At 44.5% G+C, this 13678-nt stretch carries 10 protein-coding genes; all 10 read right to left on the minus strand.

What is annotated here, in order from left to right; translation table 11 throughout:
- Window positions 1–39 precede the first annotated feature (39 nt).
- Window positions 40–1212: an acetyl-CoA C-acyltransferase FadA gene (fadA, locus tag B0182_RS09230; RefSeq protein ID WP_078274655.1), complete on the minus strand. Its 1173-nt coding sequence runs from the start codon at window positions 1210–1212 to the stop codon at window positions 40–42.
- A gap of 79 nt (window positions 1213–1291) precedes the next feature.
- A complete protein-coding gene (locus B0182_RS09235; protein WP_078274656.1) occupies window positions 1292–5860 on the minus strand; it encodes an Ig-like domain-containing protein in 4569 nt (1522 codons plus the stop codon).
- 104 nt (window positions 5861–5964) lie between these two features.
- Window positions 5965–6282 carry a hypothetical protein gene (locus B0182_RS09240; protein WP_078274657.1) on the minus strand — a complete coding sequence of 106 codons (318 nt, stop codon included), beginning with the start codon at window positions 6280–6282 and terminating at the stop codon, window positions 5965–5967.
- A gap of 48 nt (window positions 6283–6330) precedes the next feature.
- Complete coding sequence (locus tag B0182_RS09245) at window positions 6331–6546, minus strand: hypothetical protein (RefSeq protein WP_078274658.1); 216 nt, start codon at window positions 6544–6546, stop codon at window positions 6331–6333.
- The gene (locus B0182_RS14350; protein WP_158079676.1) at window positions 6537–6710 is read right to left on the minus strand and encodes a hypothetical protein; all 174 of its coding nucleotides are present in this window, start codon (window positions 6708–6710) and stop codon (window positions 6537–6539) included. Before B0182_RS14350 ends, B0182_RS09245 begins: the two co-directional genes overlap by 10 nt.
- An 83-nt stretch (window positions 6711–6793) precedes the next feature.
- Window positions 6794–8944 carry a fatty acid oxidation complex subunit alpha FadB gene (fadB, locus tag B0182_RS09250; RefSeq protein WP_078274659.1) on the minus strand — a complete coding sequence of 717 codons (2151 nt, stop codon included), beginning with the start codon at window positions 8942–8944 and terminating at the stop codon, window positions 6794–6796.
- 250 nt (window positions 8945–9194) lie between these two features.
- Window positions 9195–10469 (minus strand): ATP-dependent protease ATP-binding subunit ClpX, encoded by a 1275-nt coding sequence (gene clpX, locus B0182_RS09255; protein WP_078274660.1) that lies wholly within the window; start codon window positions 10467–10469, stop codon window positions 9195–9197.
- A gap of 59 nt (window positions 10470–10528) precedes the next feature.
- Entirely contained in the window at window positions 10529–11182 is a 654-nt protein-coding gene (gene clpP / locus B0182_RS09260; RefSeq protein WP_078274661.1) for an ATP-dependent Clp endopeptidase proteolytic subunit ClpP, read from the minus strand.
- Between the two features lie 313 nt (window positions 11183–11495).
- Window positions 11496–12830, minus strand: a complete 1335-nt coding sequence (tig, locus tag B0182_RS09265) for a trigger factor (protein ID WP_078274662.1) — start codon at window positions 12828–12830, stop codon at window positions 11496–11498.
- Window positions 12831–12984: 154 nt separating this feature from the next.
- Window positions 12985–13599, minus strand: coding sequence for an RdgB/HAM1 family non-canonical purine NTP pyrophosphatase (rdgB, locus tag B0182_RS09270; protein ID WP_078274663.1), 615 nt, complete (start codon window positions 13597–13599; stop codon window positions 12985–12987).
- Window positions 13600–13678: the final 79 nt, after the last annotated feature.

Raw genomic sequence — 13678 nt, forward strand, 5'->3', positions numbered from 1 at the left:
AAAAAATAAGAGCGTATCGCTACGCCCTTATTTATCAAATTAAACTCTCTCAATCACCGTGGCAATCCCCTGCCCCAAGCCGATACACATCGTGGCAAGTCCGATTTCGGTGTCTTGTTGTTCCATCACATTGATAAGTGTGGTGGTAATTCTTGCCCCAGAACAGCCCAGTGGGTGTCCTAATGCAATCGCTCCGCCATTGTGATTGACGATATCTTGCTTGTCATACAATCCTAAGCCTTTTAACACCGACAAGCCTTGGGCGGCAAAGGCTTCGTTTAGCTCTACGGTCTGAATGTCGCTAATAGTCAAGCCTGCTCGTTTTAATGCCTTTTCGGTAGCTGGTACAGGTCCATAGCCCATAATGGCAGCATCACAACCTGCGATTGCCATAGAGCGGATTTTGGCACGGGGTTTTAGCCCAAGCTCTTGGGCAGTTTGGGCAGACATCAATAGCATTGCTGACGCACCGTCCGACAATGCGGATGCGGTGGCAGCGGTGATTGTGCCGTTTTTGGGGTCAAAGACAGGCTTTAGGGCTTTGAAAGTATCCAAATTGGCGTCCGAGCGAATGACTTCGTCCACAAGGCACATCTGTAAATTGCCGTCACTATCGTGTCCTTCTACGCCCACAATTTCATTTTTAAATCTGCCGTTTATGGTGGCGTCCCACGCTTTTTGGTGTGATTTTACGCCAAACTCGTCTTGCTCTTCTCGGCTAATACCATTTAACCGTCCCAGCATTTCAGCCGTTAGCCCCATCATATTGGAGGCTTTGGCATAGTGTTTGCTTGCTTTGGGATTTAAATCCACGCCGTGCATCATATTGACGTGTCCCATATGCTCCACCCCACCGATGATAAACACATCGCCTTGATTCGTTGCAATCTGGGCGGCGGCGGTGTGCAGGGCTTGCATTGACGAACCGCAAAGGCGATTGACTGTTTGTCCGCCTGCACTTTTGGGAATGCCAGCCAAAAGCCCAATGTGGCGCGCGATATTCCAGCCTTGTTCAAGCGTTTGGTTTACCACCCCCCAAATCACATCTTCCACAAGGTTTAAATCAAATTCATTACGAGCCAAAAGCTGTTTTACCACTTCGGCAGAAAGGTTGTCGGCACGCACATTGCGGAACATACCATTTTTAGATTTGCCCATTGCTGAGCGTACGCCATCCACAATGACGACATCATTCGGGTTTAGGGTTGTCATAAGTTTTTCCTTAAAAAAATAGTAAAGCAACATTAATACACAGTATACCACACCATATGGCACACCCCATTTCATTGTATCAGATAACCTGATACACAATCAAATTCTCATCAAGTCCTTTATCAAGCGTTGCAAACACCACCGCATCCGCCACATCTGCCCCGTCTTTATCATAGGACAACGCCCCAGTTTGGCTGTCGTATTTGATATGCTCTTTGATATTATCGGCGGTCAAGTTATCAAATACACGGAGTGCCAATGCAATGCTATCCTCATTCACATTAAAATCAGTAATGGTATCCACCGAGCCATTTAACAGATTGCTAAATACAAAAGTATCCGCCCCTGCTCCGCCTGTCAAGGTATTGGACAGCTCATTGCCTGTAATGCGGTTATCCAAATCATTACCAATCGCAATCTCCGCCACGCCAAACAGGCTGATGTTCTCCACATTAGGCGAGAGCGTATAACTTTGAGCATAGCTGTGGACGGTGTCTATCCCTTCAAGATAATTTTCCACCACCACATCATTGGCATTATCCACCACAAAAATATCATCGCCTTTTCCGCCGTGAATGGTGTCATTGCCACGACCGCCATCTAGGTAGTCGTTGCCATCTCGACCTTCTATCAAATCATCGCCATTTCCGCCAAAAATCTCATTATCAGCGACATTACCTTTTAGGCTGTCTGAATATTCCGAACCGATTAAGCGTTCCAACTGCGTGCCATAGCCGATAAAGGCTTGACCGTCTGTAAAGGTGTAATCGCCAACTTTACCATTAAACAGTCGCCAATTATCCGTAACCGCCCCATCGTATCCTGTAAAGTAAGTGCTTGGGGTAAAGTTTTTAAAGTCTTGTATTGCCAAGCGTTCTGCTTTATCGCCACGATAAATCCACGAACCCGCGGTCAAATCCACCGTTACACGCTCATTTTCTTTGGACGCATCAAAAGTATCCACGCCAGCCCCGTCCCAAATGTAAATATTGCCGTCAGGACTTTGCGGATTAAAGGTTTTGAAGGTGTAAGTGTCGTTGCCAGCTCTTTGCGTTTTGTTTACGCCATAACGGTATTGCACAAAAGCAATGTCAAACAGTCGCAAATCCGAACGGTTAATTTCCATATTGGTGGTTTTGTACGACATCACGCTCATACCAGTATGTTCTTCAAAATAGGACAAAGTCGGATTTTCGTGCGTGTGTTTCATACCCAAAGAATGCCCAACTTCGTGCATTATCAAAAACACCCCCAATTCTGGGTGGTTCACACTAAAATGCACATTACCGCCATAATAACCCACCCCTGCCGAACCGCTCAATGGGCGATGGTGAAAACCAATGTCCGCACGCCCCTCGCCGTTGGTGGTATTGACACCAGCATTGTCATCAATTTGCACAAACTTAATATCAGCATATTTTTCATAAGTATCAAGAGCATCACGCACGGCTTTGCGATTACCCTCTGTCCAATCAAGGGCATTTGAATATTCGTTGTTAAAAGAATAGCTAATCGTTGCCCCTTTGCCAATCTGCCAATTTTTCAAATACCCTGACGCTTGGTCTCGGTATTCTAGGCTTTGGATAAAATACGGTTTTTCGCTGTTAGAATGCTCAAAAGTGCTAACAAAATCGCCTGTTAAGTTGTCTTTGCCTGTTTTGTAGGCGTGTTCGGTATTGACGACAATGGTTTGCCCTTGATGATTTTTACCTGTCAAGGTGGCAACCACTTTGTCGCTTTGTTTTAAAATACCGTTGTCCACCAAAGTTTCAAAAGACAAATCATCTTTGACCTGTGTTTCAATTCGTTCATTGCCAATATCAAGCGTGATTGTATCGCCCACTTTGGCAGAACCCAAAACCACGCCTTTAATCAAAGTTTGCGGATTGGGCAAATTGGTTTTGACCGCCCCATTTTCAATATAAGCATTTGGGTTAAATTGATAAGCGGATTTGTCCAATTGTGGCAAAAGCTCATAGCGAGTTTTACCGTCTTCCAAATAATAAACGCTCCAACCGCCTTTATTTTCAAAGCTAATCTCTTGTCCTTTGGCATTTTGCAAATCGGCAAGGCTAATGTCCCAATAGAATGTTTGGTCTTTTAAGTTAATGCCAATTGCATATTCTTTGCCATTTAATTTGGCGACAAAGGATTGAAATTGCGTAGGATTTTGATATTGGGCATATCGCCCTGTAAGCTCAATTTTGCCTGTCAATCTCACTGTTTCGCTTGGATTGATTTCCGCCATTTCGCTAATTTTGATTTGGGCAGAGGCAAAATTATCTACCGAATACGCACGCTCAATGGTTTTACTACCCAAAGTCGCAACCATCTTACCGCTTTGATTTTCAACCAAATCTTGGGTTCTGATGTCCACGCTGAACTTGCCATTTTGTACGGTTGCCGTTGCCGTTTTGTCGCCAAAACGCAGAGTAACCATTTGACCGTCCGCACCGTTTGCTGTGCCTGTGATTTTGGTCGTTGCGATTTTGCTTTCGGTTACATTGATGACATCATCGCTGGTTAAGCTATCTAATTGAATACTAATTGGTTTTGGCGTATTGGGTGGCGTAACGACCGCTCCGACCGTGTAATTTTGTTCAACCGTTGCCGTGCCGATGTTGCCTGCGGTGTCGCTGGTTTCAAGGCTGGCTGAAAGGCTTTTGCTGGCATTTTGGATTAAGGCGGTTCGTGGCACTTCTACGCTAAATGTGCCATTTTGGGCGACATTTGCCGTAAATTCCGTGCCATTTACCGATACTTTGACTTTGTCGGTCGGCTTAAATTCGCCTGACACCGTCCCTGTTAGGGTAACAGTATCAGTACCTGTTTGGGCGATTGTGGAAATTGGGTCTAAACCTACCATCAAATCAGGGGCAATCGTATCCACAACAAATTTGCCAACGGATTGATTTTCCGCCACATTACCAGCATTATCCTGAACGCTCACTTTTACGACAAAATCATTATTGCCTTGATTTTGTTTGGCAATATTTTCAGGCAGGTTTACCGTCCACGATTTGCCGTTTACCATTGCCGAATGCGTTTGATTATTCAAAATCACATCAACTTTTACGGACGATTGCACCACATCGGCATCAAAATTCAGGCTACCTGAAAGGGTTAAACCTTTACTTTGACTATTGACCGTTTGGTTGTTTGTGGCGATTTCTACCGCTGGCTGATTGAGCGTAACATCGTAAGTATAAGATTGATTTTGCTCAATAATCTTTTCATTTCCTGCTTTATCTCGTGCGGTTAAATGCCATTTCACGGCTTGACCGCTGGCAAATTCGCCACTTGCGATAGAGACTTGATAATAATCGCTATTTTTGGTGGCAATATGTTCCTTGCCATTGACCGAAACTTTGACAGCAACGGTTTCATTTTCGCCCAGATTGGCAATTTTTCCTTTTAAAACAATATGGTTTTTGGCGACTTCACGGTTAATCACGCCATCTTTGCCAATTTTTTCATAAACAAAACTTGGGTCGGGCGGTGTGATGTCCACGCCATAGGATTTTTCGGCAGTGCCTGTGGCGGTATTTTTGGCATCGTCTGTGGTAGTAACGCTTGCCTTAACCACCGTGCGACCGCTCGCCACCATCTCTGAGCCGTCAAATGCCACGCTAAATGTGCCATTTTGAATGGTGGTCTTAATGTCCACCCATGCCACGCCCGTGCAGGTTGGGCAACCACAAGACAGGGTAACTTCATCGCCATCTTTGGCATTTTCTACCGTGCCTGAAACGCTGATTTTGCCTTCGCTTTCTTTTAGGTTGATGACATTGTCATCGGTAATATTATTAAAGCTAATCGTGGGCATGGCAATGTTGGTATCTACTTGATAAGTATGGGTAGTTGTGCCAATATCTTTGCCATTTCGGGTAAGACTTGCCGAAATTTCATTGTGGATGATTAGGGTTTTGCCGTCCAAATTTAGGCTAAATTTGCCATCGGTAATAACAACGGTTTGGCTTGCCGTGCCAATCATTACGGTCAAAACATCGCCTGTTTTGCTGTTTGTTACCGTGCCTGTAACCGCCAAAGTCGCCTGACTTTCAGATAGGTTAATGATATTATCATCAGTAATACCATCAAAGGTAATTTTAGGCGGATTTTTGGCAAGCTCGTCCGCTTCGGCTTGTTCTTTTTCAGCTTGCTCCCTCTCTTGGCGTTCTTTTTCCAAACGCTCTTTTTCGGCTTGTTCTTTTTCGGCTTTGGCTTTTACTTCTTGCTCGGCTTTATTAACCCCCTCAGCCTCATTTCTTTCTGTGTTTGGTGTTTTGGCATCAGACTTTTTATTTAAGGCAGTTACCCCGCCAACCGCCAACGCCCCCATCAGCCAAGTACCAGCCTTGATGGTGCTGACATCGGTGGCAGTCTGAGCAACCGAAGTGGCAAAGTCCGACACATAAGCACCAAAATCCTCAATCACAAAGGCAAGCTCATCATCTGCAAAATAAGCATAAACATCATCGCCCACCTGCTCAACTCGCACCTCATCGGTTGGTTGGTTCTGTTCATCAACGACCTGATAAGACATTTTGCCACGAGCTTTGAGTTTGATGGGTTTTTGCTGTTCTAAGGTAATGACTTGTTTGGTATTATGATTGTCATTAACAATAAGACGATAGGCTTTTTTCATAAATCAAATTTCCACATGGGTAATTGGTTGTTCTAAGCTTTCATTTTAACATAAATTCCCTTATTTGGACTAGGAAATACAGACAAAGCACCCAAATTCAGTTATTAATGATTTTGGCGAGCCTGAATTTTTGCCAACACAGCATCACGCACTTCATTTGAATTTACACCTTGATTGGGGTTGTCCGATAAATTTTTATAAGCAGTCATCACACGATTTTCTACCCATTTTTTATATTCATCAGAATTGAACTTTTCATTCAAATAATCATCAATTGCATCGATGGCAATTTGTTCTATGGAACAATTTTTTACTTGGCTCGCCCAATACCATAATGAATGATGCATATCAAATGGCAATGACAAAGTTAATAAAACTTCTGTATTTTCCAAATCATTTTCATTTAGTAATTCATCATTCATTGTTCATTACCTTAATTGGTGCGTACTTTTAGAAAAATACCTTACGCATTAAGTTTTGGGATTAAAGCCAATACCATAATCCATATCAATCACAATACCCAATTGCCAAAATAATAATAAATGCCTCGCCGATAATTTTAAATCAAATTCATCGTTTTTGTGTTGAGCGGATAAATATAAATGCAAAATATTACCTTCACAAAGTTCATAAAATGATTGATATTTGTCATAATTGATAATTTCAATTAATTCATTTAACCACAAGTAAAGTTTTGCATTTTGGTCTCATTCAAAATCAAGCAAATGCCCTTATTATCCTCTAATAAAGTAAATTTATCTTTAAATGGGTGATGATGAACAAATTGCAAAACTTCATCTTTGTGCGTTGAGTTAAATGACAAAACCAAATCCATGTGCTTAATATTCATTTAACTTTATTCCCAAATACTATTGGCAAATTGTAGTGGACGAATTTGAGTTCGCCCACTACCAAGCCACATTACGCTTATGATTAAGCGTAAAACGACTTCCCACTCTCCGCCATTTCTCTTAGCAATACAGGAGCTTCATACGCCTTGCCCAGATGAGCGTATTTATCGCACAAGGCGACAAATTCTTTTACGCCCACTTGGTCAATGTAGCGACACGGACCACCACGAAACGGTGGGAAGCCAAGCCCCATCAGCATCGCCATGTCTGCCTCGCCTGCACTTGCCACGATGCTATCTTCTAGGCAACGTACCGTCTCGGTACAAAACGCCACCATTAAGCGGTCAATGATTTCTTGCTCGTCAAAATCGGCATTACCGTCTTGCACCGCCTTTAACAGCTCATAAGTGGTCGTATCCACACTCTTTTTGGGCTTGCCTTTTTTGTCAAGCTCATATTTATAAAAGCCTGCACCATTTTTTTGACCTAGACGGTTACTTTCAAACATGACAGTCGTGGCACTCTTATAATCAGGGTTCATACGCTCAGGGAATGCGTTCGCCATGACCGCACTTGCGTGCACGCCTGTATCAATGCCCACCACGTCAAGCAGGTAGGCAGGTCCCATAGGCCAGCCGAACTTTTCCATGACTTTATCAATCTTGACAAAATCCGCCCCGTGTTTGATAAGTAAATCAAACGCCCCAAAATAAGGGAACAGCACACGGTTTACCAAAAATCCTGCACAGTCATTCACCACAATTGGCGTTTTGCCCATTTTTTGAGCAAGGGCAACCGTAGTCGCCACCGCTTCATCGCTCGTCTTCTCGCCGCGGATAATCTCCACAAGGGGCATACGATGAACAGGGTTAAAAAAGTGCATACCCACAAAATTCTCGGGGTGTTTTAGCGATTTGGCAAGCTCGGTAATACTAATCGTGGACGTGTTGGACGCAAGAACAGCCGTGTCTTTAATCAGGCTTTCGGTCTCGGCAAGCACCGATTTTTTGATTTTTTCGTTCTCCACCACCGCTTCAATGACGATGTCAGGCGTAGAAAAATCGCCATAGTTTAGGGTTGGGCGGATTTTGGATAGGGTTTCGCCCATTTTGGCAGTGCTAATTTTGCCACGTTCTACTTCTTTGCTAAGGAGCTTGCTCGCTTCATTCATTCCTAGATCAAGTTGCTCAGATTTGATGTCTTTCATGATGATGGGCAAGCCCTTGACCGCCGACTGATAAGCGATACCACCGCCCATAATCCCTGCCCCAAGAACCGCCATTTCATTGATGTCGTGGGCGGATTTGGATTGGTCTTTGGCACGTTTTTTGACAAGCTGGTCGTTTAGGAATACACCGACAAGAGCAGCCGCTTGTAGGGTTTTGGCGGATTTGGCAAAATTAGTCGCTTCAATCTTAATCGCTTCATCACGCCCCAAATTAACGTGGTTTTCTATCGCATCTAGGGCAAGGGCAACGGCAGGGTAATGCTTGGGATTAGCTTTGGCAAAAATCACACCTTTGGCAGAATTGAAGGCCATGGCTTGCTCGGTTCGGTTAAGTTTAACAGGTTCTAACTTCTCGGCACGTTTGGCTTGCCAGTCAAGCTCGCCATTTATGCACTTTTTGACCAAATCCAGAGCCGACTGCTCCACACTCTCGTCCGCCACGACAGCGTCCACCAAACCCACTTTTAGGGCATCGTTAGGTTTTAGTGGATTGCCTGTGGCGATGAGTTCTAGGGCGTTGTCAATGCCGATAATGCGTGGCGTACGCACACTACCACCAAAGCCAGGGAAAATACCGAGTTTGGTCTCAGGCAAGCCAATTTGAGCCGCTTGCCCCATGACACGGTACTCACACACAAGGGTCATCTCGCATCCACCGCCCAACGCTGCGCCATTAATGGCACAAACCTTAGGAAATGGTAAATCTTCAAAACGGTTAAACACACTGTTAATGTCAAGTAGCCAATTTTCCAATTCTTCTTGGGGTTTTTTGAAATAACCGACAAACTCGGTAATGTCCGCCCCTGCGATAAAGATCTTTTTGCCTGACGTTACAATCAAGCCCTTGATGCTCGTGTCCTGCTCCAAGGCGGTTACGGCTTCTTTGAACTCAGCATTGGTGGCTTGGTCAAATTTATTGACCGACTCGGCCTCATTATTAAAATGAAATTTGACAATGTCGCCATCTAGTCGGCTGACTTGTATGGATTTTCCACTATAAATCATGATTACTCCTGTTATGTCCCCCAATGGGGTTTGGTTAAATATCACTCATGATCGACCGATACAGGCAAAATAACAAATCACATTTGTCATCTCCATCTCGCCCACAGTCCATCACTGGTAGTGCATACTTACTATATCACAATCATTTAGGCAAAATCATGACCATTTTGTAACATTGACTTGTTGGTCATTTTCCAATAAATTTCCAATAAAAAAGCGAACCACCGTCCGCTTTTTTATTTCATGCACCTTATTTAATCACAGGCTCTTTGCCGTCTTCTATCACCGCACGAGTTACCACCACTTCTTTGGCATTCTCCATGCTTGGCAGTTCGTACATGGTGTCAAGCAGGGCATTTTCGATAATAGAACGCAGACCTCTTGCCCCTGTCTTACGCTTCATCGCCTGCTTGGCGACTGCCGTTAGGGCTTCATCTTCAAAGGTCAGCTTCGCCCCTTCCATGTCAAATAAGTATTCGTACTGTTTGGTCAAGGCGTTTTTGGGTTCGGTGAGAATCTGAATCAGGGCATCTTCATCTAGCTCATCTAATGTGGCGATCACAGGCAGACGTCCGATAAGCTCAGGAATAAGACCAAACTTAATCAAGTCCTCAGGCTCGACTTCTTTAAATAATTCGCTGATTTTGGTCTCTTCTTGGGCTTTGACATCGGCATTAAAGCCAATGCCCGTCTTCTCAGTGCGCTGCTGAATGATACGGTCAAGCCCTGCAAACGCTCCACCGACAATCATCAAGATGTTACTGGTATCCACCTGAATCATCTCTTGATTGGGGTGTTTACGTCCACCTTGGGGCGGAATGTTGGCAACCGTCCCTTCGATGAGTTTTAACAGAGCCTGCTGAACGCCCTCGCCCGACACGTCCCGAGTGATAGAGACGTTCTCGCCTTTTTTGCTGATTTTGTCAATCTCATCAATGTATATAATCCCACGCTGGGTGCGTTCCACGTCATAGTCGGCAGATTGGAGCAGTTTTTGGACGATGTTCTCCACGTCCTCGCCCACATAGCCCGCTTCGGTGAGTGTGGTCGCGTCCGCCATGGCAAATGGCACATCTAGCATCTTGGCAAGGGTCTGAGCAAGCAGGGTTTTGCCCGAACCTGTGGGGCCGATGAGCAGGATGTTACTTTTGGCAAGCTCCACGGGCGAGATTTTGTTATCGGCACGCACTTTTAGGCGTTTGTAGTGGTTATAGACCGCCACGGACAACGCTTTTTTGGCGGTGTCTTGACCGATGACGTATTCATCTAGATGTTCACGAATCTCTTTGGGCTTGGGTAGCACCGCACTCGCCCAGTCTTTATCATCGGTTTTGGCTTTGGCATGGCTTGGTTTTTTGCCTTGCTCGTTTTTGGTGTTCAAATCCATACCGCCCAACATGTCGCCACACAGCTCCACGCACTCGTTACAGATGTTGGTATTCTCATCAATGCCGGCAATGAGCTTTTTGACTTCATCTTTTTTCTTGCCACAAAAGGCACAGCACGGATCTTTGGTCTTAATCATCAGTTTTCCTTTTACACATCTTTGCTAGGCAGGATAAGCCTGCCGTTATCGGTCATTTGCTACACAGGTCGTTTTTCAAGCACGGCATCCACCAAGCCATACTCTTTGGCTTCAAAAGCATCTAACCAATAATCACGCTCAACGTCTCGCTCGACTTTTTCAAGTGGCTGACCGGTACGCTCGGAAAGAATGGCATTTAGGCGTTCACGGATTTTTAGGATTTGTTTGGCACTAATCTCAATGTCGGTCGCCTGACCCTGAGCCCCGCCCGATGGCTGATGAATCATCACACGGCTATTGGCAAGGGCATAACGCTTACCCTTGGCACCCGCCGCCAACAGGAATGACCCCATACTACACGCCTGCCCCAGACAGATGGTAGAAACGTCAGGCTTGATAAAGTTCATGGTATCAAACATCGCCATGCCTGCCGTTACCACGCCACCGGGGGAGTTGATGTATAGATGAATGTCTTTTTCAGGGTTGTCCGCTTCCAAAAATAGCAGTTGGGCAACAATCAAATTTGCCATGTGATCTTCGACTTGACCGGTCAAAAAAATCACACGCTCACGCAAAAGACGTGAGAAAATATCAAACGAACGCTCGCCACGACCTGACTGCTCAATTACCACAGGCACAAGGGCAGACTGTGGGGCAGTGTGAAAGGTGTCGGCGAGTTGGTCATAAAAAGGGTTTTTGCGAAAATCACTCATACAATATCCTGTTAAGTCTTGGGCGTGCCTGCCCTTTATAACACAATTTAAAATTTAGAAATATTTTAGAAATAAACTATCTGTTTTTGCATGAAAAATGGCTAAATCTGGTTTTTCATCGTCAAAAGCTCGTTTGATAGAACGACTATCAGACTTCACTTTTTCTTTGAAAAACGGGCGATCTCCCCTATTTTTCATTGCAAATACAAAAGGCAGGCACGCCCTTAAAAATTCAAATGAAATCAAGCTATTTTACCACAAAATAAAAATACCCCAACACTTTTTGTTAGGGTATTTGTGTCATTTTGGCAAATTACATTTGGGCTTGCTGAGCTGCCGCCAATAGGTCTTGGTATTTGACCTCTTTGTCGGTCACTTTGCCTTGTGATAGGATGTATTCCACCACTTGATCTTCTAGTACGACCGCTTCGATACCAGCACGCTCTTGTTTGTCGTTGGTGTAGTATTCGATGACCTCGGCAGGGTCTTCGTAGTTTTCGGCAGCTTCTGCGATAAAGGCAGTCACACGCTCTTGGTCAACTTCTAGCTTTTGCTTGTCGATGATTTGACCCACGAGCACGCCCAGACGTACCGCACGCAACGCTTGGTATTCAAACAGCTCATCAGGTAGCATGTTTTTGTCAAAGGTATTTGGGTTGGCACCAAACTGCTGGGCAAAACGTTGTAGCATTAGGTTACGCTGACGGTCAATCTCCCCAGCCAGCATGGCATTTGGCACGTCAAATTCGTTTTTCTCAACCAACGCGTCAAAGGTAGCTTGCTTGACTTGGTTGCGAGCGGCACTCTTAATCTCACGCTCCATGTTTTTACGAACATCCGCTTTTAGCTTATCAAGACCACCTTCACTCACACCGAACAGCTCAAAGAATTCATCGTTTAGCTCAGGTAGTTTGGCTTCTTTGACTTCTTTAACAGTGATTTTAAAGTCTGCTTCTTTGCCTTTTAGGTTCTCGGCTTGATAATCTTCTGGGAAAGTTACCTTGATGGTTTTCTCTTCGCCCGCTTTCATGCCTTTCATGCCGTCTTCAAAGCCTGGAATCATCTGAGCTGAACCGATGATAAGACGATAGTTCTCAGCACTGCCACCTTCGAATTTCTCGCCATCGATTGAGCCTTCAAAATCAAAGGTCGCTTCATCACCGTCTGCCAACTCGCCATCTTTGGTTTCAAAGGTTTGGCGTTGTTTTTGTAGGTTTTCAATCATGATGTCCACGTCTTCATCAGACACGGTGGCAACTTGACGCTCCACTTCAATCTCGCTAAGACCTTTAACTTCCACTTCTGGCATGGTCTCAACAGACGCTTGGTACACCAAAAATTCGTTTTCTAGCTTGACATCATCAATGCTAGGCACGCCCACGGCACGCACTTTTTTGTCAGCCAATACTTCAAAAACGGTGTCACGAATGACATCATTGATGACTTCTTGCTGAATGCCGGCACCATACTGAGCACGGATGTGGCTCACAGGCACTTTACCTTTACGAAAGCCATCAATCTTGGCAGTTTTGGCAAGGCTACGAATACGGCTTTCCACTTTGCTCTGGATGGTACCAACAGGTACTTTAACGGTCAGTTGGGTTTCTTTGTCTGAGATGACATTTACAGCAACGTCTAAGTTACTCATGAGGAATCTACCTTAAAATTTGTTAAAATTCAATCACTTACTTAGTGAAATTCTCAAAAATCTGGGTAAGCATTTTATAAAAACGCCCACAAAAATCCTAAAAGATAAGTAGTATAGCTTTTTTTTGGCAAAATTACAACCTATCAAATTCGCCCTATTTTAAATGGGCGATGAGCTTATCTAGGGCTTGCCCCCGATGACTGATTGCATTTTTTTCGCTCTTTTCTAATTGTGCCGAAGTTTTATTAAGCTCTGGCAGCCAAAATAAGGGGTCATAACCAAAGCCATGCTCGCCTATCGGCTCTTTTAAAATCTGCCCACGCCACAATCCTTGGGCAATCATCGGCAACGGGTCATCGGCATGGCGAACAAGTGCCAACACACAGACAAAAAATGCGTCCACCATTTCGCCTTTTTCAAAAAAGGGCTGTAATTTAGCAAGTAGTGTTTGATTATTCGCCCCATCATCGCCTTTTTCGCCCATATTATTCAAACTGGCATAGCGAGCCGAATAAATCCCCGGGAAATTGCCAAGCACAGGCACACAAAGTCCGCTATCGTCCGCTAGGGCGGGCAGTCCGCTTGCAGAACTGGCATGACGAGCCTTAATGATGGCGTTTTCGACAAAAGACAGTCCTGTCTCATCAGCGTCCGTAATGCCAAGCTCGCCTTGGGGGATAATACTAATGCCTAGATTTGCACCATCAAAAAGAGTTTGAAATTCGGCAAGTTTGCCTTGGTTGTTGCTTGCTAGGATAAGTTTTTTCATAAAAAATTAAGCCTAAGTTTAGATGTCTTATTTTATCATAAAATCAGTAAAATTAATCAAATCTTAACTTTTGTATTTT

Source organism: Moraxella bovis (assembly GCF_002014975.1).
In the GTDB taxonomy this organism is placed as follows: Bacteria; Pseudomonadota; Gammaproteobacteria; order Pseudomonadales; family Moraxellaceae; genus Moraxella; species Moraxella bovis.